This is a genomic window from Escherichia sp. MOD1-EC6098, from assembly GCF_002965865.1.
GTDB classification, from domain to species: Bacteria; Pseudomonadota; Gammaproteobacteria; order Enterobacterales; family Enterobacteriaceae; genus Escherichia; species Escherichia marmotae.
Genome location: NZ_PTSN01000025.1, coordinates 1 through 23,604, shown reverse-complemented (window position 1 = coordinate 23,604; position 23,604 = coordinate 1). Strand labels below are relative to the sequence as shown.

The 23,604-nt window shown below is 47.5% G+C and carries 24 protein-coding genes and 4 pseudogenes; 15 read left to right on the top strand and 13 right to left on the bottom strand.

Features of this window, described 5'->3' with window-relative positions:
- Positions 1-16 precede the first annotated feature (16 nt).
- Positions 17-1,405, bottom strand: a complete 1,389-nt coding sequence (sad, locus tag C0K55_RS21480) for a succinate-semialdehyde dehydrogenase (protein ID WP_001516363.1) — start codon at positions 1,403-1,405, stop codon at positions 17-19.
- A gap of 100 nt (positions 1,406-1,505) precedes the next feature.
- Between sad and ptrR the strand changes: the two genes are divergently transcribed.
- Positions 1,506-2,366 (top strand): putrescine utilization regulator PtrR, encoded by an 861-nt coding sequence (ptrR, locus tag C0K55_RS21475; RefSeq protein ID WP_016248687.1) that lies wholly within the window; start codon positions 1,506-1,508, stop codon positions 2,364-2,366.
- Positions 2,367-2,535: 169 nt separating this feature from the next.
- A complete protein-coding gene (gene ydeA / locus C0K55_RS21470; RefSeq protein ID WP_000210461.1) occupies positions 2,536-3,726 on the top strand; it encodes an L-arabinose MFS transporter in 1,191 nt (396 codons plus the stop codon).
- 159 nt (positions 3,727-3,885) lie between these two features.
- Here ydeA and marC read toward each other — a convergent pair whose 3' ends face one another.
- Positions 3,886-4,551 (bottom strand): NAAT family transporter MarC, encoded by a 666-nt coding sequence (gene marC / locus C0K55_RS21465; protein WP_000885037.1) that lies wholly within the window; start codon positions 4,549-4,551, stop codon positions 3,886-3,888.
- Between the two features lie 211 nt (positions 4,552-4,762).
- On the opposite strand from marC, the gene marR reads away from it, so the two are divergent.
- Genes marR through marB form a run of 3 tightly spaced genes read left to right on the top strand, consistent with a single transcriptional unit; the run spans position 4,763 to position 5,851 of the window.
- Positions 4,763-5,197 carry a multiple antibiotic resistance transcriptional regulator MarR gene (gene marR / locus C0K55_RS21460; protein WP_000843428.1) on the top strand — a complete coding sequence of 145 codons (435 nt, stop codon included), beginning with the start codon at positions 4,763-4,765 and terminating at the stop codon, positions 5,195-5,197.
- A 20-nt stretch (positions 5,198-5,217) separates the two neighbouring features.
- The gene (gene marA / locus C0K55_RS21455) at positions 5,218-5,601 is read left to right on the top strand and encodes an MDR efflux pump AcrAB transcriptional activator MarA (protein ID WP_000091195.1); all 384 of its coding nucleotides are present in this window, start codon (positions 5,218-5,220) and stop codon (positions 5,599-5,601) included.
- A 31-nt stretch (positions 5,602-5,632) separates the two neighbouring features.
- Entirely contained in the window at positions 5,633-5,851 is a 219-nt protein-coding gene (gene marB / locus C0K55_RS21450; RefSeq protein WP_000803534.1) for a multiple antibiotic resistance protein MarB, read from the top strand.
- Between the two features lie 30 nt (positions 5,852-5,881).
- Here the strand turns inward: marB and eamA are convergent, their stop codons facing one another.
- Complete coding sequence (eamA, locus tag C0K55_RS21445) at positions 5,882-6,781, bottom strand: O-acetylserine/cysteine exporter (RefSeq protein ID WP_000087186.1); 900 nt, start codon at positions 6,779-6,781, stop codon at positions 5,882-5,884.
- Between the two features lie 194 nt (positions 6,782-6,975).
- Here eamA and ydeE point away from each other — a divergent pair, with 194 nt between their 5' ends.
- The 4 genes and pseudogenes from ydeE to mgtT all read left to right on the top strand — a co-directional run bounded on the left by ydeE (position 6,976) and on the right by mgtT (position 8,694).
- Positions 6,976-8,163 carry an efflux MFS transporter YdeE gene (gene ydeE / locus C0K55_RS21440; RefSeq protein ID WP_001054142.1) on the top strand — a complete coding sequence of 396 codons (1,188 nt, stop codon included), beginning with the start codon at positions 6,976-6,978 and terminating at the stop codon, positions 8,161-8,163.
- Between the two features lie 41 nt (positions 8,164-8,204).
- Positions 8,205-8,387: pseudogene (locus C0K55_RS27230) on the top strand (helix-turn-helix domain-containing protein); the annotation flags it as partial.
- A 107-nt stretch (positions 8,388-8,494) separates the two neighbouring features.
- Positions 8,495-8,590 carry a protein MgtS gene (gene mgtS, locus C0K55_RS21430; protein ID WP_000901364.1) on the top strand — a complete coding sequence of 32 codons (96 nt, stop codon included), beginning with the start codon at positions 8,495-8,497 and terminating at the stop codon, positions 8,588-8,590.
- Positions 8,590-8,694 (top strand): protein MgtT, encoded by a 105-nt coding sequence (gene mgtT, locus C0K55_RS26740; protein WP_214678605.1) that lies wholly within the window; start codon positions 8,590-8,592, stop codon positions 8,692-8,694. Before mgtS ends, mgtT begins: the two co-directional genes overlap by 1 nt.
- A gap of 114 nt (positions 8,695-8,808) precedes the next feature.
- Here the strand turns inward: mgtT and dgcZ are convergent, their stop codons facing one another.
- Both dgcZ and dcp read right to left on the bottom strand, forming a co-directional pair.
- The gene (gene dgcZ / locus C0K55_RS21425; protein WP_000592792.1) at positions 8,809-9,699 is read right to left on the bottom strand and encodes a diguanylate cyclase DgcZ; all 891 of its coding nucleotides are present in this window, start codon (positions 9,697-9,699) and stop codon (positions 8,809-8,811) included.
- A 377-nt stretch (positions 9,700-10,076) separates the two neighbouring features.
- Entirely contained in the window at positions 10,077-12,122 is a 2,046-nt protein-coding gene (dcp, locus tag C0K55_RS21420) for a peptidyl-dipeptidase Dcp (protein WP_105266532.1), read from the bottom strand.
- A 129-nt stretch (positions 12,123-12,251) separates the two neighbouring features.
- Between dcp and ydfG the strand changes: the two genes are divergently transcribed.
- From ydfG to ydfZ, 3 genes are all read left to right on the top strand, one after another.
- Entirely contained in the window at positions 12,252-12,998 is a 747-nt protein-coding gene (gene ydfG, locus C0K55_RS21415; protein WP_000636576.1) for a bifunctional NADP-dependent 3-hydroxy acid dehydrogenase/3-hydroxypropionate dehydrogenase YdfG, read from the top strand.
- A gap of 88 nt (positions 12,999-13,086) precedes the next feature.
- Positions 13,087-13,773, top strand: a complete 687-nt coding sequence (locus tag C0K55_RS21410) for a GntR family transcriptional regulator (RefSeq protein WP_000215557.1) — start codon at positions 13,087-13,089, stop codon at positions 13,771-13,773.
- A 174-nt stretch (positions 13,774-13,947) separates the two neighbouring features.
- A complete protein-coding gene (gene ydfZ / locus C0K55_RS21405) occupies positions 13,948-14,151 on the top strand; it encodes a putative selenium delivery protein YdfZ (protein WP_000214710.1) in 204 nt (67 codons plus the stop codon).
- 35 nt (positions 14,152-14,186) lie between these two features.
- Here ydfZ and C0K55_RS21400 read toward each other — a convergent pair.
- Together C0K55_RS21400 and ydfJ are read right to left on the bottom strand one after the other, a co-directional pair.
- Positions 14,187-15,646 (bottom strand): annotated as a pseudogene (locus C0K55_RS21400) (mannitol dehydrogenase family protein).
- 93 nt (positions 15,647-15,739) lie between these two features.
- Positions 15,740-17,023: pseudogene (ydfJ, locus tag C0K55_RS21395) on the bottom strand (MHS family MFS transporter YdfJ); the annotation flags it as partial.
- Positions 17,024-17,626: 603 nt separating this feature from the next.
- On the opposite strand from ydfJ, the gene C0K55_RS26015 reads away from it, so the two are divergent.
- The 3 genes from C0K55_RS26015 (at position 17,627) to C0K55_RS21380 (ending at position 18,951) form a co-directional block, all read left to right on the top strand.
- Positions 17,627-17,740 (top strand): YnaM/YnfT family protein, encoded by a 114-nt coding sequence (locus C0K55_RS26015; RefSeq protein ID WP_120795384.1) that lies wholly within the window; start codon positions 17,627-17,629, stop codon positions 17,738-17,740.
- Between the two features lie 68 nt (positions 17,741-17,808).
- Positions 17,809-18,042: a cold shock protein YdfK gene (gene ydfK, locus C0K55_RS21385; RefSeq protein WP_000836765.1), complete on the top strand. Its 234-nt coding sequence runs from the start codon at positions 17,809-17,811 to the stop codon at positions 18,040-18,042.
- A gap of 318 nt (positions 18,043-18,360) precedes the next feature.
- Positions 18,361-18,951, top strand: a complete 591-nt coding sequence (locus tag C0K55_RS21380; protein ID WP_000087134.1) for a recombinase family protein — start codon at positions 18,361-18,363, stop codon at positions 18,949-18,951.
- 97 nt (positions 18,952-19,048) lie between these two features.
- Here C0K55_RS21380 and C0K55_RS21375 read toward each other — a convergent pair.
- The 6 genes and pseudogenes from C0K55_RS21375 to C0K55_RS21350 form a co-directional block, all read right to left on the bottom strand.
- A pseudogene (locus tag C0K55_RS21375) lies at positions 19,049-19,159 on the bottom strand (tail fiber assembly protein); the annotation flags it as partial.
- A gap of 19 nt (positions 19,160-19,178) precedes the next feature.
- Entirely contained in the window at positions 19,179-19,472 is a 294-nt protein-coding gene (locus tag C0K55_RS21370) for a hypothetical protein (protein WP_000355601.1), read from the bottom strand.
- 42 nt (positions 19,473-19,514) lie between these two features.
- Positions 19,515-20,555: a tail fiber domain-containing protein gene (locus C0K55_RS21365; protein WP_001353819.1), complete on the bottom strand. Its 1,041-nt coding sequence runs from the start codon at positions 20,553-20,555 to the stop codon at positions 19,515-19,517.
- A gap of 9 nt (positions 20,556-20,564) precedes the next feature.
- On the bottom strand, positions 20,565-20,846 hold the full coding sequence (locus C0K55_RS21360) for a hypothetical protein (RefSeq protein WP_000654143.1): 282 nt from the start codon (positions 20,844-20,846) through the stop codon (positions 20,565-20,567).
- Entirely contained in the window at positions 20,846-23,218 is a 2,373-nt protein-coding gene (locus C0K55_RS21355) for a prophage tail fiber N-terminal domain-containing protein (RefSeq protein ID WP_000290533.1), read from the bottom strand. The genes C0K55_RS21360 and C0K55_RS21355 overlap by 1 nt, the downstream gene beginning before the upstream one ends.
- A gap of 60 nt (positions 23,219-23,278) precedes the next feature.
- The coding region (locus tag C0K55_RS21350) for a phage tail tip domain-containing protein (protein WP_442899387.1) at positions 23,279-23,604 on the bottom strand (326 nt) is incomplete at its 5' end.

Below are 23,604 nucleotides of genomic sequence, written 5' to 3'. Positions count from 1 at the left end.
AGCTAAATATGTGACGTCAGATCCGGTCTTTCCACACCGTCTGGATATTACAGAACTCATGTAAACCGAAATGGGAAAGCTCACGACCAAAACCACTCTTCTTCACACCACCAAAGGCGACTCGCGCATCGCTGGCGCAAAAACCATTGATAAACACGCCACCGCATTCCAGACGTGCTGCCATCTGTCTGGCTCGTGTTTCGTCAGCGGTAAAGATCGTCGCAGAAAGACCGAACTCGCTGTCATTAGCCAGTTTCAGCGCATGTTCCGCATTTTTTGCTATGGTGATTGCGGCAACGGGGCCAAAAAGCTCTTCACGAAACGCCGTCATTTCGGGGGTGACATTAGCCAGAACCGTTGGCGGATAGTAGTTACCTTCCCCTGCCATCTTTTCTCCGCCCAGTAACAAACGCGCCCCCTGCGCCAGTGTTTTTTCCACCTGATGATGTAGCTCATCACGCAAATCAAAACGTGCCATCGGGCCGAGATCGTTCTCTTCGTCACGTGGATCGCCCATTTTTAACGCCGCTGCAGCCGCTACGAAACGTTCGGTAAATGCCGAAGCAATTCCCTCTTCGATGATAAAGCGTTTTGCCGCCGCACATACCTGCCCGGTATTCTGATAACGTCCGATAACCGCAGCTTTCACGGCCAGTTCCAGATCGGCATCGTTAAGCACAATAAACGGATCCGAACCACCCAGTTCCAGTACGCATTTTTTTAGCGCTGCGCCGGCCTGTGCGCCAATAGCCGCTCCCGCACGGACACTGCCGGTCACCGTGACCGCTGCAATACGCGGGTCTTTAATCATCCGGCTGACACCATCGTTGTCAGCATTCAGCCAACCATATACGCCTTGTGGGATACCGGCATCTTGAAATACCTGGGCAATTAACTGTGCACAACCTGACACATTCGGCGCATGTTTAAGTAAGTAACTGTTACCCGCAAGAATGATAGGAACAGCACCGCGCATGACCTGCCATAACGGGAAGTTCCACGGCATAACCGCAAGGATTGTCCCCATTGGGCGATATTCAATGACCGCTTGCTGGTTCTCAACCAGTGTAGGTTCAGCTTTCAGCATTGCCGGGCCATGCTCTGCATACCAGTCGCACAAATTCGCTGATTTCACCACTTCGGCACGCGCCTGTTTGATGGGCTTACCCATTTCACGGGTGATCATTTGCGCCATCTCTTCGCTACGCGTACGCAGAGCCTTAGCGATATCACGCAGTTTCTTCGCCCGGTAATCTATGCTCGTCTCGCGCCAGTCGCGATAGCCTGTCGCCGCAAGCTGAAGAGCGTTTTCAATATCGTCAGCACCAGCCCACGGCAGTGAAGAAAGTTGTTCACCATTGGCTGGATTTATCGAAATGGCATGGGTCGCCGGAGTGATGGTCATTGGGGTATCTCCTTCATGAGTCAGGGTAAAAAGATACGCAGATTTACTCTTACTTTAAAATGAATAATATTAAGCCACTTATTCACGAATTGAGAATACTATGGATCTAACCCAACTGGAGATGTTTAACGCCGTTGCTGAGGCAGGCAGCATTACCCAGGCTGCGGCAAAAGTGCATCGTGTACCTTCTAATCTCACGACCCGTATACGCCAACTGGAAACAGAACTCGGCGTTGAACTGTTTATTCGCGAGAATCAGCGGTTACGGCTTTCTCCCGCCGGGCATAATTTTTTACGCTATAGCCAACAAATTCTCGCGCTGGTGGATGAGGCGCGGAACGTTGTAGCTGGCGATGAGCCGCAAGGTCTGTTTTCTCTCGGGTCGCTGGAAAGCACCGCCGCTGTGCGTATTCCGGCAACGCTGGCTGAATTTAACCGTCGCTACCCTAAAATTCAGTTTTCACTCTCTACCGGCCCATCCGGCACCATGCTGGACGGTGTACTGGAGGGGAAACTGAATGCGGCATTTATCGATGGGCCAATCAGCCATACTGCCATCGACGGGATACCGGTTTACCGCGAGGAGTTGATGATCGTCACGCCACAAGGGCATATGCCAGTAACCCACGCCAGTCAGGTTAATGGCTGTAACATTTATGCCTTCCGTGCCAATTGCTCGTATCGCCGCCATTTTGAGCGCTGGTTTCATGCTGACGGCGCAGCGCCGGGGACTATTCATGAGATGGAGTCATATCACGGCATGCTGGCTTGTGTTATCGCGGGTGCAGGCATTGCGCTTATCCCTCGCTCTATGCTGGAAAGTATGCCAGGGCATCATCAGGTTGAAGCCTGGCCGTTAGGTGAGCAATGGCGTTGGTTAACAACCTGGCTGGTCTGGCGTCGCGGTGCGAAAACACGTCCGCTTGAGGCATTTATTGAGCTGCTGGATGTGCCAGACTAAGCATGATGAAAAAATTTTCTGCTCTGTATGTTGTACCTGCCACTCACGCAGTAGTTGGCACAACATGAAGCGGCAAAACGCGACACAGGTCACAAAGTCATTGTATTCAGATCATTAACCGTTTTAAGATCATTTCATTACCTTTTCGCAACTCACCCGATAATCTGTTATGACAACGAATATTGTTTCCCGCAAAGTGGCGTGGCTACGGGTAGTTACGCTGGCAGTCGCCGCCTTTATCTTCAATACCACTGAATTTGTTCCTGTTGGTCTGCTTTCTGACATTGCGCAAAGCTTCCATATGCAAACCGCACAAGTCGGTATCATGTTGACCATTTATGCGTGGGTAGTGGCGCTAATGTCACTGCCTTTTATGCTAATGACCAGTCAGGTCGAACGCCGCAAGTTGCTGATCTGCCTGTTTGTGGTGTTTATCGCCAGCCACATCCTGTCGTTTTTATCGTGGAGTTTTACCGTTCTGGTGATCAGCCGTATTGGCGTAGCTTTCGCTCATGCTATTTTCTGGTCGATTACGGCGTCACTGGCGATCCGTATGGCACCCGCCGGAAAGCGAGCGCAGGCATTGAGTTTAATTGCCACCGGCACAGCACTGGCAATGGTATTAGGTTTACCTATCGGGCGCATTGTGGGGCAATATTTCGGCTGGCGAACGACATTCCTCGCGATCGGTATCGGGGCGCTTCTTACCCTTCTGTGCCTCATCAAGCTACTGCCATTACTGCCCAGCGAACATTCCGGCTCATTAAAAAGCCTTCCGCAACTGTTCCGCCGCCCGGCATTGATAAGCATTTATTTGCTGACTGTGGTGGTCGTTACCGCCCATTACACGGCATACAGCTATATCGAACCTTTTGTGCAAAACGTTGCGGGATTCAGCGCCAACTTTGCCACGGCATTGCTGTTGATGCTCGGTGGCGCGGGCATTATTGGTAGCCTGATTTTCGGTAAGCTTGGTAACCAGTATGCATCTATTCTGGTCAGTGCTGCGATTGCGCTGTTGCTGGTGTGCCTGGCGTTACTGTTACCTTCGGCAAGTAGCGAGATACACCTCGGCGTACTGAGCATTTTCTGGGGGATCGCGATGATGATCATCGGGCTTGGGATGCAGGTTAAAGTGCTGGCGCTGGCACCGGATGCCACCGACGTTGCGATGGCGCTATTCTCCGGGATATTTAATATTGGCATTGGTGCCGGGGCGCTGGTGGGTAATCAGGTCAGTCTGCACTGGTCAATGTCGATGATTGGTTATGTGGGCGCAGTTCCGGCACTTGCCGCATTGATATGGTCGATCATAATATTCCGCCGCTGGCCTGTGGCACTCGAAGAACAGACACGATAATTGGAAGGCCCGAACGCGGTGCCGGATTCGGCGGGAACGCCTTATCCGGCCTACAAAACCACGCAAATTCAATACATTGCAGAGATCAGGCCTGATAAGCGTAGCGCATCAGGCAATTTTGCTTTTGTTATCAGTCTCAAAGGCCCATTCGGGCCTTTTTTAATGGTAAGTTTTAATAATTTCCAGGATGCCGTTAATAATAAACTGCACACCCATACAAACCAGTAAGAACCCCATCAGGCGGGAGATCGCTTCAATTCCTCCCTTGCCCACCAGCCGCATAATGGCACCAGAGCTACGCAGACTTCCCCATAAAATGACCGCCACCAGGAAAAAGATCAGCGGCGGCGCAACCATCAGTACCCAGTCCGCGAAAGTTGAGCTCTGACGCACAGTGGACGCCGAGCTAATGATCATCGCAATGGTTCCCGGCCCGGCGGTACTTGGCATTGCCAGCGGCACAAAAGCAATATTGGTGCTGGGTTCATCTTCCAGTTCTTCCGATTTACTTTTTGCCTCCGGAGAGTCCGTTGCCTTTTGCTGTGGAAAGAGCATACGAAAACCGATAAACGCAACGATTAGTCCGCCTGCAATCCGCAGACCGGGAATCGAAATGCCGAAGGTATCCATCACCAGTTGCCCGGCGTAATACGCCACCATCATGATGGCAAATACATACACTGAGGCCATCAACGACTGGCGATTACGTTCGGCACTGTTCATGTTGCCCGCCAGACCGAGAAACAACGCTACGGTAGTAAGCGGGTTAGCTAACGGCAGTAACACCACCAGCCCCAGACCAATCGCTTTAAACAAATCTAACATTGGTGATTGTTATCCTGTGTCTCTTAGTTATCAGCGAAAAGTATAAAGGGTAAACAAGGAGAAAGTTTCACTCTTTAACTTTCCTTGCATTGCGCTGACCAAAACTTGAACCGATTTAGCAAAACGTGGCATCTGCCAACCCATTCATTTGACTTATACTTGCCTGGGCAATATTATCCCCCGCAACTAATTACTTGCCAGGGCAACTAATGTGAAAAGTACCAGCGACCTGTTCAATGAAATCATCCCATTGGGTCGCTTAATCTATATGGTTAATCAGAAGAAAGACCGTCTGCTTAACGATTATCTGTCACCGCTGGATATCACTGCGGCACAGTTTAAGGTGCTCTGCTCTATCCGCTGCGCAGCGTGCATTACACCGGTCGAGCTGAAAAAAGTGTTGTCGGTCGACCTGGGAGCACTGACCCGTATGCTGGATCGCCTGGTCTGTAAAGGTTGGGTGGAACGGTTGCCTAACCCGAATGACAAGCGCGGCGTGCTGGTAAAGCTCACCGCCAGCGGCGCGGCAATATGTGAACAATGCCATCAATTAGTTGGCCAGGACCTGCATCAAGAATTAACAAAAAACCTGACGGCGGACGAAGTGGCAACGCTTGAGCATTTGCTTAAGAAAGTCCTGCCGTAAACAAAAAAAGAGGTATGACGATGTCCAGACGCAATACTGACGCTATTACTATTCATAGCATTTTGGACTGGATCGAGGACAACCTGGAATCACCACTGTCACTGGAAAAAGTGTCAGAGCGTTCAGGTTACTCCAAATGGCACCTGCAACGGATGTTTAAAAAAGAAACTGGCCATTCATTAGGTCAATACATCCGCAGCCGTAAAATGACGGAAATCGCGCAAAAGCTGAAAGAAAGTAACGAGCCAATACTCTATCTGGCAGAACGTTATGGTTTCGAGTCCCAGCAAACCCTGACCCGCACCTTCAAAAACTATTTTGATGTTCCGCCGCATAAATATCGGATGGCGAATATACAGGGCGAATCGCGCTTTTTACATCCATTGAATCATTACAATAGTTAGTTAAAACGTGACAACGTCACTTGAGGCAATCATGAAACCACTTTTATCCGCAATAGCAACCGCGCTTATTCTCTTTTCCGCGCAGGGATTTGCGGAACAAACTACGCAGCCGGTCGTTACTCCCTGCGGCGATGAAGTGATTGTTCCTCCATCGCAGGAACAACCCCCTTTCGATTTAAATCACATGGGGACAGGCAGTGATAAGTCGGATGCGCTGGGCGTGCCTTATTATAATCAACACACCATGTAATTAATTCTGGCCCCGGGATATCGGGGCTTATTAGCCTCTCACCTTCACCGCTTTACGCCAGCGCAAACCAAACACATTGATATACAGCCCACCCATTATCAGCACCGCACCGAAAAATTGCAGACCCGTTAATCGTTCATCCAGCAATAATGCCGCACTTGCCAGACCAACTACCGGCACCAGTAACGATAACGGTGCAACACGCCAGGTTTCATAGCGACCCAGCAGCGTCCCCCAGATCCCATAACCGACAATTGTCGCCACAAACGCCAGATACATCAGAGATAAAATGGTGATCATGTCGATAGTGACCAGGCTGTGAATCATGGTTGCAGAACCATCGAGAATGAGTGAAGCGACAAAGAACGGAATAATGGGAATTAATGCACTCCATATCACCAGCGACATCACCGCCGGACGCGATGAATGCGACATGATCTTTTTATTGAAGATGTTGCCACACGCCCAGCTAAATGCTGCCGCCAGGGTCAACATAAAGCCGAGCATCGCTACATGCTGACCGTTCAGGCTATCTTCGATTAACACCAGTACACCAAAAATCGCTAAGGCGATCCCCGCCAGTTGTTTGCCATGCAGTCGCTCACCGAAAGTAAACGCGCCAAGCACGATAGTAAAAAACGCCTGAGCCTGTAATACCAGCGAGGCCAGTCCAGCCGGCATACCGAAGTTAATGGCGCAGAAGAGAAAGGCAAACTGCGCAAAACTGATGGTTAAACCATACCCCAGCAGTAAATTCAGCGGTACTTTCGGCCGTGCGACAAAAAAGATAGCCGGGAAAGCGACCAGCATAAAGCGCATACCGGCCAGCATCAGCGGTGGCATGTTGTGAAGTCCCACTTTGATGACCACAAAATTAAGCCCCCACACCACCACAACCAGTAGCGCCAATAACCCATCTTTTCGCGACATTCTACCGCCTCTGAATTTTCATCTTTTGTAAGCAATCAACTTAGCTGAATTTACTTTTCTTTAACAGTTGATTCGTTAGCCATCGTTTCCGACGGCATTAATGGCAAATAAGTCGCTATACTTCGGATTTTTGCCATGCTATTTCTTTACATCTCGAAAACAAAACATAACAAAACGCACCGCCGGACAGCCAAATGAACTTATCCCTGAGACGCTCTACCTGCGCCCTTCTCGCCTCATCGTTGTTATTAACCATCGGACGGGGCGCCACGCTACCGTTTATGACCATTTATTTGAGTCGCCAGTACGGTCTGGGAGTCGATCTGATCGGTTATGCGATGACAATTGCACTAACCATCGGCGTGGTTTTTAGCCTTGGATTTGGCATTCTGGCGGATAAGTTCGACAAGAAACGTTATATGTTACTGGCAATTACCGCCTTCGCCAGCGGTTTTATCGCCATTCCCCTGGTGGACAGCGTAACGCTGGTGGTGCTGTTCTTTGCTCTCATCAACTGCGCCTATTCCGTTTTTGCTACCGTGTTGAAAGCCTGGTTTGCCGATAATCTTTCATCCACCAGCAAAACGAAGATCTTCTCGATCAACTACACCATGCTCAACATTGGCTGGACCATTGGCCCACCGCTCGGCACGCTATTGGTGATGCAAAGCATCAATCTGCCCTTTTGGCTGGCCGCCATCTGTTCCGCGTTCCCCATGCTTTTCATTCAAATTTGGGTAAAGCGCAGCGAGAAAATCATCGCCACAGAGGCGGGTAGCGTCTGGTCGCCAAAAGTTTTGTTACAGGATAAAGCTCTGCTGTGGTTCACCTGCTCTGCTTTTCTTGCTTCTTTCGTGAGCGGTGCTTTTGCCTCGTGCATTTCACAATATGTGATGGTGATTGCTGATGGCGATTTTGCCGAAAAGGTGGTCGCGGTTGTTCTTCCGGTTAATGCTGCGATGGTGGTTACGTTGCAATATTCCGTGGGTCGTCGCATTAATCCGACCAACATTCGCGCATTAATGACGGTGGGCACCCTCTGTTTTGTCGTCGGTCTGATCGGGTTTATCTTTTCCGGCAACAGCCTGCTACTTTGGGGAATTTCAGCCGCGGTATTTACCCTCGGTGAGATCATTTATGCCCCTGGTGAGTACATGTTGATTGACCATATTGCGCCGCCGGGGATGAAAGCCAGTTATTTTTCCGCCCAGTCATTAGGCTGGCTTGGCGCAGCGATAAATCCACTGGTGAGTGGTATCGTGCTCACTACCATGCCGCCTTCCTCGCTGTTTGTCATCTTAGCGTTGGTGATCATTGCGGCGTGGATGCTGATGTTAAAAGGTATTCGCACCAGAACGTGGGGGCAGCCGGTGCTTTGTTGACGGACGAGCCGTGCCAGTGTGGTACGGCGCTGCGGATTATTTTCCTGCGACAACGGCGATTAATACGCGTACAGGATTATCTGCAAAATTCGGCTTTTAACATCGATAAAATTGCCGAGCTGACGGGGTTTAGTCATTCAGCGTTACTGCGTCATCATTTTCACCAGCTTTTTTTATTATCCCCTTCACAATATCGGAAAAACAACCGACCACCATCACATTAACCACCTAATTCAGCCTTCGTTTAGGTTACCTCTGCTAATATCTTCCTCATTGAGATGAAAATTAAGGTAAGCGAGGAAATACACCACACCATAAACGGAGGCAAATAATGCTGGGTAATATGAATGTTTTTATCGCCGTACTGGGAATAATTTTATTTTCTGGTTTTCTGGCCGCGTATTTCAGCCACAAATGGGATGACTAATGAACGGAGATAATCCCTCACCTAACCGGCCCCTTGTTACAGTTGTGTACAAGGGGCCTGATTTTTCTGACGGCGAAAAAAAACCGCCAGTAAACCGGCGGTGAATGCTTGCATGGATTGATTTGTGTTTTGCTTTTACGCTAACAGGCATTTTCCTGCACTGGTAGCGGATCGCTGACACAGTAGCATCACGTTTCTCAATGAATGTTAAACGATGTTTAAACTCGAGTAATCACGCTCTGTTCATCAATAAACATGCAGCGGTTTCTTCCGGTCTGCTTACCTTCATACATTGCTCTGTCTGCTCTTCCGATTACCGCATCCAGCGACTCTTCAGGAAATGCCCGGCTGACTCCAGCGGTCACGGTTATGTTGATATGCCCGTCAGAATGTGCAATTGCGTGGTTATCGACTAACTGGCAAATACGAACTCCGGCACGGCATGCCTCTTCATCATTAGCAGCTTTGACGATGATGATAAATTCTTCGCCGCCATAGCGATAAACCGTTTCGTAATCACGCGTCCAGGTAGCTAAGTAAGTTGCCAGCGTGCGTAATACCACATCACCTATTAAATGCCCGTAGGTATCATTAACCAATTTAAATCGGTCTATATCCAGCAATATTAAATAGAGATTCAACGGCTCAGCATTGCGTAATTGATGATCAAAGGACTCATCAAGAACCCGACGACCGGGTAAGCCAGTCAGAACATCCATATTGCTACGAATAGTTAAAAGGTAAATTTTGTAATCGGTTAATGCCGCGGTAAAAGAAAGTAACCCGTCCTGAAATGCGTCAAAATGCGCTTCCTGCCAGCGATTTTCGACAATAGCCAGCATTAACTCCCGTCCGCAGATATGCATATGCTGATGCGCAGAATCCATTAGCCGAACGTAAGGTAATTCATCGTTATCGAGTGGCCCCAGATGATCAATCCACTGACCAAACTGGCACAGCCCATAAGAATGGTTATCTGTAATTTCTGGCTTACTGGCATCTTTCGCTACCACGCTGTGAAACATACTCACCAGCCACTGGTAATGGGCATCAATAGCCTTATTGAGATCTAACAAGATGGCATCGATTTCCGTTGTCTTCTTGATCATTGCCACTCCTTTTTCACAGTTCCTTGTGCGTTCTATTGTAACGGGAGAAAAGAAAACTTATGTCAACAATTCCATAGAAAAATATTTACTAATGGATAAAAACATAACCGCGTGATTTAAAACAAAATACGCAGAAAAAAATAATTAATTCTGGCAAAACAGGTTCAATTTAAGCCAGAAGATATAATACTGATTATGCCGAAGGGGGGAAAACAATGGCCAGATGGATTAGAGCATCTGGCAGTATTATAATTCTACAAATGTACGGAGATACCGAATAACAATTCCAGACATAGCAGTGGGAAACTAAAAACAGAAATGAATAACATAGTATATATTGCCCCAGGCAAGAATCAGTCCGGGGCAATATGGGAGAGTTAAACATCCAGCCCGCGATGTTGCAACATTGGTGCAATCTGTGGTGCCTTACCGCGCCATTGACGATACAGACGTTCTAAATCTTCGCTGTTGCCTTTGGAGAGGATTGCCTCGCGAAAATATTGCCCATTTTCACGCGTTAATCCGCCCTGCTCAACAAACCACTGATAACCATCGTCTGCCAGCATTTGCGTCCACAGATACGCGTAGTAACCCGCCGCATATCCGCCGCTAAAAATGTGGGCGAAATAACTGCTGCGATAACGTGGCGGTACAGCAGGAAGATCCATATTTTCCGCCACCAGCGCCCGCTGTTCGAAATCGTCCACATCCTGCATCGCCTCATTCTCTTGCAAACAGTGCCAACGCATATCGAGAAGCGCAGCACTAAGCAGTTCGCTCATCTCATAGCCTTTATTGAACAGGCTGGCATTGCGCATTTTCTGTTGCAGAGTTTCCGGCATGGCTTCTCTGGTTTGATAATGTCGGGCATAGCGGGCGAACACCTGCGGATGCGTTGCCCAGTGTTCGTTGATTTGCGACGGAAATTCAACAAAATCACGCGGCGTATTGGTGCCGGAAAGCGTGGCATAACGCTGGCAGGCAAACAGACCATGCAATGTATGTCCAAACTCATGGAATAAGGTAATAACGTCATCCCACAGCAACAAGGCAGGCTCACCAGCAGCGGGTTTTTGATAATTGCAAACGTTATAAATTACCGGGCGCGTTTCATTGAGCGTAGATTGCTCGACAAAATTACCCATCCACGCGCCGCCACTTTTTGAATCACGGGCGAAGAAGTCACCGTAAAATAGCGCCAGTCCAACACCGTTATGATCAAAGATTTCCCAGACCCGCACATCCGGGTGATATACCGGTATATCAAACCGTTCGACAAACTTAATGCCGAAAAGCTGATTGGCGGTCCAGAATACCCCTTCATTCAGTACCGTGTTTAATTCAAAATAAGGTTTGAGTTGCGCCTCATCAAGATCGAATTTCTCACGACGTACCTGTTCGGCGTAAAACGCCCAGTCCCACGGCTGTGCGCTAAAACCGTCTTGCTGTTTTCCGATAACCGCCTGAATAGACGCTAATTCATCGCTCGCACGCTGACGCGCCGCCGGAACAATTTCCCGCATAAAGTTGAGTGCCGCTTCTGGCGTTTTTGCCATCTGGTCGGCTATTTTCCATGCGGCATAATGAGGGAAGCCAAGTAATGTTGCCTGTTGCGCGCGGATCTCCACCAGCCGTTGAATGATAGCGCGGGTATCGTTGGCATCATTTTTTTCCGCACGCGTCCAGGCTGCAGTGAACAGTTTTTCACGTGTGGAACGATCGCGGAGTTCCGCAAGCGCCGGTTGTTGCGTAGTATTCAGCAGCGGGATAAGCCATTTGTTATCCAGACCTTTCTCGCGAGCCGCCCCGGCCGCCAGGGCAATCTCTTGCTCACTCATGCCTGCCAGTTGCTGAATATCGTCAACCACCACTCCACCGGATTTGTTCGCAGCTAATAAGCGCTGGTTAAACTGACTGGTCAGCGTCGCGGCTTCGGTGTTCAGCACTTTTAATTTTGCTTTATCCGCATCTTCAAGTTGGGCTCCGGCAAGGACAAAACGCTGATGAATAACGTCAACCAGTCTAATGGATTCACTATCAAGCCCCAGGGATCCGCGGCGCTGCCAGACTGCATCCACCCGCGCGAATAATTCGCCGTTCAGATAGATATCATTAGCCAGTTCCGCCAGTTCGGCGGAAAACTGTTCATCAAGACGCTGTAACTCATCGTTGGTATGCGCCGCTGTCATGGCAAAAAAGACGCTGGTGACGCGGGTAAGCAATTCACCGCTCTGTTCCAGCGCCAAAATCGTGTTAGTGAAATCAGGTGTCTGCGGGTTGATCGTGATAGCGGTAATCTCAGCCCGCTTTTGCCGCATCCCCTCGTCGAAAGCCGGACGATAGTGATGATCTGCAATTTGATCAAAACGGGGAGCCAGATACGGCAGTGTGCTTTGCACAAGGAAAGGGTTCATTGTTGTCATTTTCTTCTCCTGAACGCGAGGTGTCCCATAGCGTAGGCTGACTGGTAACGGAGTGCAAACCAGTATTACCTGCTCTTAAGCATCACGTGCTATGTTAAGGGACACACAAAAGCGTTGAGGAACAGTGAGATGATCGTTTTAGTAACTGGAGCAACGGCAGGTTTTGGTGAATGCATTACTCGTCGTTTTATTCAACAAGGCCATAAAGTTATCGCTACGGGTCGACGCCAGGAGCGGTTGCAGGAGTTAAAAGACGAGCTGGGCGATAACCTTTATATCGCCCAGCTCGATGTTCGTAATCGCGCCGCTATTGAAGAGATGATGGAATCGCTTCCTGCCGATTGGCGTGACATTGATATTCTGGTGAATAACGCCGGGCTGGCGCTGGGTATGGAACCTGCACATAAAGCCAGTGTCGAAGACTGGGAAACAATGATTGATACCAACAATAAAGGCCTGGTGTATATGACGCGTGCCGTGCTGCCTGGCATGGTTGAGCGTAATCGTGGTCATATTATTAACATTGGTTCAACGGCAGGTAGCTGGCCATATGCTGGTGGCAACGTTTATGGCGCAACAAAAGCATTCGTTCGTCAATTCAGCCTGAATCTGCGTACTGACCTGCATGGCACTGCGGTTCGTGTCACTGACATCGAGCCAGGTCTGGTCGGCGGTACTGAATTTTCCAATGTCCGCTTTAAAGGCGATGACGGTAAAGCGGAAAAAACCTATCAAAACACCGTTGCGCTGACGCCAGAAGATGTCTGTGAAGCCGTCTGGTGGGTGGCGACTCTCCCGGCTCACGTTAACATCAATACTCTGGAAATGATGCCAGTTACCCAGAGCTATGCCGGACTGAATATCCATCGCCATTAATTTTTATACCCGGCCTAACCGCCGGGTTATTGTTTGTCACAAAAAAGTGGTAGACTTGCTCAGTTAACCCACTCAAAAGCAAGAACGAATGACCGTCGAAACACAACTCAATCCCACGCAACCAGTCAATCAACAGATTTATCGTATTCTCCGTCGCGACATTGTGCATTGTCTGATTGCACCGGGTACGCCGTTATCGGAAAAAGAAGTTTCTGTTCGTTTCAATGTGTCGCGCCAGCCAGTTCGTGAAGCCTTCATTAAGCTGGCGGAAAATGGCCTGATTCAAATTCGCCCGCAACGTGGCAGCTACGTCAATAAAATCTCCATGACTCAGGTACGCAACGGTAGTTTTATCCGCCAGGCCATTGAGTGCGCCGTAGTCCGCAGAGCGGCGACCATGATTACCGATAGCCAGTGCTACCTGCTTGAGCAAAATCTCCACCAGCAACGTATAGCCATTGAACGCAAACAACTGGATGATTTTTTTGAACTTGATGATAACTTCCACCAAATCCTGACGCAGATTGCCGACTGTCAGCTCGCGTGGGACACCATTGAAAACCTGAAAGCGACCATTGACCGGGTACGCTATATGAGTTTTGACCACGTCTCGCCACCAGATATGTTGTTGCGCCAACACATGGATATTTTTACTGCGCTACAAAAGCATGATGTCACTGCGGTAGAAAAAGCAATGACACTGCATTTGCAGGAAATAAGTGAATCCGTGCAGCAAATCCGCCAGGAAAACAGCGACTGGTTTAGCGAAGAGTAATTCATGTCCTCTCATCCCACCCGGGATGAGACTCCATTCCCTTCTTCTGGTTCATGCAAGCATCAAAAAAGATGTGAACTTGATCATAAACAAAAAAATATTCACTCGACAGGAGTATTTATATTGCGCCCGTTACGTGGGCTTCGACTGTAAATCAGAAAGGAGAAAACACCTATGACGACCTACGATCGTAACCGTAACGCAATCACCACTGGCAGCCGTGTTATGGTTAGCGGCACCGGTCACACTGGCAAGATCCTGTCGATTGATACTGAAGGTCTGACCGCAGAGCAAATCCGCCGCGGAAAAACCGTGGTTGTTGAAGGTTGTGATGAAAAACTCGCGCCTCTGGACCTGATTCGTCTCGGCATGAACTAAGCGTGTGAATGCCGCCGATGGCGGCATTGCTGTTTTTACGCCACGGTATATTTTGCCACGGTTGCTTTCGCGCCTTCAGTCATAAAGACAAATACGCCTCTGTTACTTTATCTGTGAATAAAGCATTGTTCGGCAAATCGTTACCAAAGATCGCCTCAATCGCTATCAATGCCCGCACGCGTTCTTTCCCTTCCTCACTATTTTGTACGGTCTGCTGGATCACAGACAATAACGGGTCGCTGATCTCAATTGGATTACCCAGCTCATCTACACCGCCGACATAACGCATCCAACCCGCGACACCAAGCGCCAGGAGATTAAATGAACTGCCATGCGCCAAATGCCAGCGCACAGAATCCAGCATACGTTGCGGCAGTTTCTGACTACCATCCATCGCAATCTGCCAGGTCCGATGGCGTAAAGCAGGGTTACTGTAGCGCTCAATCAATCGGTTAGCATAATCTTGCAGAGCCACCCCCTGCACTTTCAGCGTCGGTGCCTGTTCCTGCAACATTAATGTAAGCGCTGCACGGCGATAATTATCATCTTCCATACAATCATTAATATGCTGATAACCCGCCAGATATCCCAGATAAGCCAGGAAGGAATGGCTGCCGTTGAGCATGCGCAGTTTCATCTCTTCATATGGCAGTACATCACTAACCAGTTCGGCTCCCGCTTTTTCCCATTCCGGGCGTCCGGCAACAAAGTTATCTTCAATCACCCACTGGCGGAAAGGTTCACAGGCAACACCTGCCGGATCACGCACACCGGCGAGTTGTTCGATTTTATCCAGTGTTTCTGCCGTGACCGCGGGTACAATGCGATCCACCATTGTCGATGGGAAAGTCACGTTTTCTACAATCCATTGCGCCAGTTTTTCGTCGACAGCACGCGCATAAGAAGTGACAACGTCACGCATAACATGACCATTCTCAGGCATGTTATCGCATGACATCACCGTAAATGCCTGTAACCCTGCCGCTTTACGTCGTGCCAACGCCTCGACGATAACCCCTGGTGCCGTTTTGGGCTGGTGAGGATTGTTCAGATCAGCGACGATCATTGGGTGATCCAACATTAACTGGCCGCTCGCCGGTGAGTGGAAATAACCTTTCTCCGTAATTGTCAGGGAGACAATAGCAATTTGCGGTTCACACATGGCAGCCAGTACCGCTTCCAAACCGTCGATTTGCACATGCAGCGCTTTTTTCACTACGCCAATGACACGAGCAGTCCAGGCATCTGCGGACATCTCCGCAACGGTATAGAGATTATCTTGCTGTTTTAGATCGACGATTTGCTGTTCCCCGCCGATTAAGTTGACCTCATAATATCCCCAGTCACTGCAATGTTCAGCGGCAAGAATATCGGCATACACGCCTTGATGCGCGCGATGAAATGCGCCAAAACCTAAATGAACAATTCGAGGTATCAAATTATTACGCTCATAGACAGGAAGCGTAGCCTTCGCTGATAACAAATTATTTCCCATGACAATTCCTTTAATTTAAATTTGGCAAGATGAGATGAATGGCTTGTTATATGAATAAAAAATCCCTTCTCCGTAAAAGAAGGGATTCAGGATTTACAGACTTCTTGAAGGTTGCGCAGATCTTACAATACGTGGTTGATCTTCCGCGGCATCTTCCAACGCACTCAGATCGCGGTCTTTAACTTCTGGCATTTTCAGCGCGGAAATTAATCCGATAACAGAATAAGCCATAATCATTATTGCAATCGGATACCAAGATTCGGTCATGGTGCAGAAAATACCTGCCAGAATAGGACCAAAACCTGAAGCAACAAGACCACCTATTTCTTTGGATATTGCCATTCGGGTAAAGCGACTTTTACAGCCGAACATTTCTGCCATAGTAATGTTTTCCAGGGCAAATAATCCCAACACCGCACAGTTGTGAATTACAATCAACGCAACCATGATGGTACTTGGAGCATAGCTTTTATCTACGATAATAGAAAGCATTGGCCACGCCAGTACAATGGCTGAAGTATTCATAATGATATAGGGAATACGACGGCCAATTTTATCGGATAACCAACCGAGGAAAGGTATCGTCATAAAACCAATAATGGAACTGATCATTAATGCATCTGTTGGAATTGCTTTATTGAACAGCAGAGTCTGCACTAAATATCCGGCAAGGAAGGTTTGAATCAAACCTGAGTTTCCTGCCTGTCCAAAACGCAGACCCGTTGCCAGCCAAAAAGACTTACTCTGGAACATACTGCCAGAAGGAACAGCTTTTGGCGCAGGCTGCTTACTGTCATTAACTTTCTCAAAAACCGGGCTTTCTTTCAGGTTCATGCGCAACCAGATAGCAAAGACCATCACCACAACACTAGCGAGAAACGGAATACGCCATCCCCATGCCAGCAACTCTTCTTTGCTGAGAATAAAGAACATAAAGGCCCAGATTGCCGTTGCACTCAAAGTACCGCAGTTCGTTCCCATCGCGACGAATGAGGAGATAATGCCGCGTTTGCCTTTCGGCGCATATTCCGCCAGCATCGTACCAGCTCCGGAAATCTCAGCACCAGCCCCCAACCCCTGAATAATACGTAGAGTCACCAGCAAGATTGGCGCAAAAACACCAATCTGTGCATAAGTCGGCAACACACCAATTAGGGTAGTACAGATCCCCATCATAGTGATGGTAATAAAGAGAACTTTTTTACGCCCTATTCTGTCGCCCATTTTGCCAAAAATAAATGCCCCAACAATGCGTGCTACATAACCAGCACCGTAGGTTCCCATTGCCAGAATTAACGCCATTGCGGCTGATGATTCCGGAAAAAATATTTCATGAAATACTAACGCTGCACCGAGCGAGTACAACTGAAAATCCATAATTCACAGGTGTTTTTTCCCATCCTGTGGTTTCCTTGGCGTTTTCTAGGTTTTTTCAGATAGTTGCATTTTTTAAAAAGCATCCTAAGTTCGATCTCAGTGTCTATCTGGGGCCTATTTCTGTCCCATATATGCCCCAAAAAAACTCCCCAACAGATAAGTAGTTTTTTCATGGATTTACGCGTAAAATCAATAACGGCTGGAAATCATTCAATACTCGCACTATCGAAAAATTTACCAGCCAACCGCAGCACGTTCTTGCATAAGGCGTGTCTGCGGTTTTTCAACTATTCAGATACATCACTCCCATCACATTCATTCCTCCGCATCAAAGGCATATAGGCTATATCACCTTGATATTTTTCTTCTTCAGATAAAAACTGTTATCTATGTATACTTTTAAACCCAATCCGTGTAGAGTCTCTGCATAAGATAGTTTGCAGTTGCCACTTCAGCTTGCGCCATAAACCGCCTGATTTTTGCCGCCATCTGTTAGCATTCCTGTATACCTGAAACGACAATGTTTATCTACGAACTTTAAGAACACCCAGGATAAAAATTGTCAACTATATAATATATAACACATTACTAATTCGAGGCTATATGAACAGCATACTGATAATCACTTCGCTCCTTATCATATTCAGCATTTTTAGTCATGCTCTAATAAAATTAGGGATTGGCATATCCAATAACCCAGACAAAACCGATGTATAAGTCAACATATCCTGAATCAGACATACAATATCGCAATGAAAATCAATAATATTTTAAGGAATATATTCATGAAATCAAAAGACACCCTAAAGTGGTTCCCTGCGCAGCTTCCTGAAGTCAGAATTATCCTAGGGGATGCTGTCGTGGAAGTAGCAAAACAGGGAAGACCTATCAATACCAGAACATTGCTTGATTACATTGAAGGAAACATAAAGAAAAAGTCATGGCTGGATAACAAAGAATTATTACAAACAGCGATATCAGTTCTTAAAGACAACAAAAATTTAAATGGTAAAATGTAATATAATAAACTTACTTTTTTATCATTTTTCCACTTTAACAACATTTTGCTCCACTTTTCCACGACCAAACAACTTGAAATCTGGTTAAAATAACACGCAACACTATTCTTCTTCCTTGAGTCCGCCCGGAACTCGAAAAACAAACCGAGTTAAGGCCATTTTTCACAAAATCGATTTTGGGTCTCACCAAAATTACGGGGTTGCATACGCATTCGTTTATTTTCGAACGTGTACATACAAATATGCACAAAAATAATCAAAATTATTTTATGAGATGCATTATGATATGTACACCAATTTCGTATAGAAGATCTCACTATGTCTCGAATTTATGCTTACTGTCGGGTATCAACTCTGGAACAGACAACCAAAAATCAACGTCGGGAAATCGAAAGTGCAGGTTTTAACATCAAATCTCAGCAAATAATTGAAGAACAAATTAGCGGCTCAGCAGCAACCAGTGAGCGTCCTGGTTTTAACCAGTTGCTTGATCGACTGAAAAGAGGTGATGAATTGATTGTCACAAAACTGGATCGCCTCGGTTGTAATCCAATGGATATCAGTAAAACGGTGGAACAACTGACCAAAGCAGGTATCAAAGTGCATTGCTTAGCATTGGGGGGCGTTGACCTGACCAGTCCACCAGGAAAAATGATGATGCAAGTAATTTCAGCAGTCGCTGAATTTGAGCGAGACCTTTTACTTGAGCGTACTCATTCAGGGATATTAAGAGCACGGGGCGCAGGAAAGCGATTTGGTCGCCCACCTGTGTTAAATGATGAACAAATACAGAGGGTACTAGAGCAAATTAAGTCAGGTATAAATATAAGTGACATTGCCCAAGAATTCAAAACCTCGCGGCAAACCATTTTAAGAGCTAAAGCAAAAAATCAGACACCTGATATATAAAAATAATCTCGGTGTGAGATTTCTTACGTTTTCCAAGCCCTCCTTCCTAGCCTTAAATGGAAAGATACTTCTAATTATAGAATTTATATATCTTACCCTACGGTAGTGCTGGCCATTCAATATCCGGTACTACTGATGTATCAACACGGTTCAGCAACACCCGATACTTTTTCCTGGCTTCCAGCAACGGGGTTTCTTCCTCCGTTGCATATACAGCTCACCTTTTTTCACCCACGATTAACCAACAGCCAGACCAGCAGACACGCCACCACCGGCACAGCAAAATCCATCAGGCTTGCCACATCCCACGCGCGCGGATCAAAACCGCCCCACCACGGCATATTCATTCGCTTGCCATGCCCGAACATTTCAATCCAGCGATATTCTGCCTGGGTGTGTTCACGCGCAATGAAGAACGTACAACCGGCTATCGCCCCGTAAGCCCAGTTCCCGGTAAAAAGACCAATCAGTAGCTGCGCAGCCACAGCACAAAGCGCATGAAGGAAAGGTGTTATATCCATTTTCATCCTACCCAATAAAACGGGGCGCTCGGCCCCTTAATATTATTTAGACGCAAGCGCCGCCTCAATTGCAGATAATCTTTGTCTTAATTCTGCGTTTTCTTCTTCCAGTGCTGTTATTCTGTCGTCTGACTCTCTGGCTACCTGAACAAGCAAGCCAGTAACACCAGAATAATCTACTGTGTAATAACGTTCACCTTCTTCACCTTCCGATCCGCTTGCACCGTCCTGATATTTCATTGCGGAACCTACAACTTCTGGGATTGCTTCCAGAGCTTCCTGTGCAATGACACCAGCATAGGGCATACCGTTTTCTTTAAGCGTGTATGTATAGCCGTTCATTTTACGGATGCGGTCGGTTGCATTATCGATCACCTGAATGTTGTCTTTCAGATCCCGGTCGGAATGCTGGTTAAATGCGGTGGCATGACATGCACCATTAACGCTTAACATATAGGTGTTATCGGTATTTTTCTGCGCATAGAACATATAAGCGCCACCATCAACACCGACTTCATAAACAACAGGACGGCTGGTGTTGCCCCACAATTGAGCAGTAACACCAGCATAAGCGGTTCCCTGTGTGTTTAATGTCATGGTTGACCCATGATTGGCATATTTGATCTGTAATGTGTCGGTGTAATCAAATTTAATAAGCGCGTTACTTCCACGCTTGCTGTATGACATAAGGCAGTTACCCATTTTGAGGTATCCGCTGTCACCGGGAAAAATCATCGTACCGCCATAAAGGTTGGTAAAGTCCCAGCAAATGTTTGTCCCGTTATCGTTCAGGTTAAGGCGCGCCATTGCGTTACCTGGACTGTCTATCCATTTTTTGAGGTATAGTTCGCAATACGCATCCTCAACACCTGCCGTCCTGTGAGTTGAGCGGAGTTTTCTCCCAAATATAGCTCCGCTAGTTGGCAATACCTGCTGATACCATGAAGCAGACCAGTCACCAACGATTTCATCTTTGCTGTCTACATATAATTTTGTTGCGTAGCTTCCTTGATCGTTTTTTAATTTGCTAACGTCGGATTTTAGCGTTTTGATGTCATCAGGAATTACTGTCGATGTAGCCATTTTTCTTCCTCACATCCAGCCACGAAGTTGATGCTCAACAGCAACCACGTATTCATCGAATAATGACGATATTTGCGAATCATTAATGATGCGCACGTTTACAAAATATCCGTCTTCCTTAACACATACCGGTTCGCCATCTTCAGTCAGTTCTCCGGTTTCTTTGTACACGTTACCTATCACGTCAATAAGAATATCATCCTGCATCGACTCGTCATCATAATAGCCAGTGCTATCCATAAAGGCCGAAAAGTCGGCCCTGTCGGCAAATTTGAGTGTTAAATCTTTCATTAGATTGACTCCCCCACCTGAGCATCAGTCAATGCCTTGTGCCATATTCTGAAATTCCTGACATGACCAAATAAATGACGTAACCCGGCTGTAGTCTGGCCTCCAATACGGATAATTGCGGTGTTCTGAATACAGGACCATGTGGTTTTTGTTTCGCTGGATATATGCCCGTTACTTACTGAGCACGTAGACTGCTCTGACTTTACACGCATCCCCATAACCATTTTTTCAAGCGATGCGTTTTCGTTTACCCGTCTGTTAGCTCCTCCAATATCGCAATAAGGAAATCCGTCGTAATCTGTTGAACGACCGAAACCAAGAATAATAGCCGCTCCGGTTTGATGACCGCCGGTATCAAAAACACGTGGCGCTGCATTTGGCGTTTTATACCAGTTCTTATGTACCTCACAAAGAACCGTAAAAGGAAGATTATAAAGATTATTCTTAATTGGAACTGTAACTATATCGCTTGCGCGGGTCGCCGCCGTCGCTCCTGATATAATAAAAGATGATACACAAGGCCCATCTTCTACTTGTGGGGTGGCCAGATAAATATAGTCACCAGATACGGTTGCCCCGCTCTGCTTAGGAGAATACTGTATCTGAGAGCCTATTTTTAACTCCCCATCAATTGCCTGAATTGTTGCCTCTGCAAAAATCCATCCGGTAGCTTCGTCCTTTCTGACTCTCGCTGTAATCCTTGAGGCAGCACCGCCTGTCATATTAATTTCAAGCGTTTGTGTATCAATATACGCATCACCAAGAAAAGTTGTTGCGCTACCGTCATATTTATCAAACCGGATACGCAACCTTACCTGCAGTTCTGTTTTAAAACGACATGAGGTTGTCACGTGTTTATTATCGCCTGAGACATCAACTGACTTTGTTGCAGCAATTGATGCCATATTAATGGCTGAGGTTTGCCCAATCAGAGAATCGTTGCAGACAAACTTTCCATAGGTAAAACCAAAATTATCCGTCCCTGTTTCGGGCACATCCATATTTGACGATCGCCCCCAACTGGCAGGGCTTTCCGAATTGAGCATGTAGTTTGTTCTTTGCCCCTCAATAAGCAGGCCATCACGTTCAAATCGTGGCTCGTCAATGGCAGCCTCTGTCAGCACACCAGATTTGTTAATATAGGTTGCTTTCGATGCACGTTTAAACTTAACAATCTTGTCGCCAGGCATCGTTATTTCATCGTCACCAATAACAATTTTTTTATATGACGGCGAAAAGCCCGTAATCATATCCAGCGAATCGTTAAATGGTATCCACACATCAGGCAGCGGCTGTAAGACATATTTATACGGCTCCGCAGCCTGGCTTGCGTACTCTCTGGCTGCATCTTCGCTTGCTTTAGCTGCCGTCTGGCTTGCTGCCGATGCTTTCGCTGAGTTCGCAGCCGCTGTTTCGCTCACCTTTGCGTTGGTTTCACTGGTTTTTGCTGCTTTTTGACTGTTAGCTGATGCAGTGGCAGAAGCAGCCGCCGCGCTTGCAGAACTGGCTGCGGCACTCTCGCTTTGAGCCGCTGCATCCTGACTGCTTTTCGCCGCAGTTTCACTGGCTTTGGCATTCGTTTCGCTGGTCTTCGCTGCCGTCTGGCTGGACTTTGCGTTAGTTTCACTCGTCTTCGCAGCTTTCTGGCTGTTAGCCGTAGCAGTTGCTGATCCAGCTGCTGAAGTCGCAGAACCGGCTGCCGCGCTCTCGCTTTGGGCTGCTGCAACCTGGCTGTTTTTTGCCGCAGTTTCACTGGCTTTAGCATTCGTTTCGCTGGTCTTCGCTGCCGTCTGGCTGGACTTTGCGTTGGTTTCGCTCGTCTTTGCGGCTGTCTCGCTATTTTTCGCGTTGGTTTCTGATTTTTTAGCTGCTGTTGCGGAGTTTGCCGATGCAGTCTGCGAGGCCGCTGCCGCCTGTGCGCTGTTAGCTGCATTCGTTTCTGAGGTTTTCGCCGCGTTCTTCGATGATGCCGCTGCAGTTTCGGATTTCTTTGCCGCCGCTGCGCTCTGAGAGGCGGCTTCAGCGTTGCGTGCCGCTTCTTCCACCATTTCCTCAAAACGACGCAATGCCTCCGGCATGACATCATCTTCCGTCATGGCACCGAGAAAATCATTCAGCGTACCTGGTCTGGAACCTTCATAGACGGTAATGGTTCCGGCATGTGAAGGCGGAAAACCTTCAACAAGCAGGATAACGCTGTACTGGCCATACTCAACATCCATGCTGTAACGCCCGGCTTCATCCGGATTTTCAGAGGCCACCGTGTTCACCAGTACCGTGGTGCTGTTACGCTTTGCCTTCAGTTGAATAGTGCAGTTCTGTATTGGTTTTCCCGCACCATCTTTCAGCACACCTGAAATCTGTACTGCCATACTCACTCCACAAATAAAAAAGGCGCCATTTCTGGCGCCCGTATTGGGGTTATAAATATTTCAACGGATACTGATACCGGAAGCAGCTTTTTTGGTCACAATCACCGTACAGTCTGTGATGTTACCTGCGCCCTGATTGCCTTTCTGGAAAATCTTAAACTCCAGAGTGACGTTACCACCACCACTCGGCATATCAATAACCGCACTGTAACTACCGGGAATGGCTCCTTTAGTTTCTCTGGATGCGATTAATACGCCATTTTTGCGAACTTCAAAACCATAACCCGTGTATCGCGTGCCTCCTGGGTTATTTCCGCTCCCCGGATCGTCATACGCTATACCGTTAAAAATAATGGGCGGAATAATAATCTGGCGGTCAAAGTTAT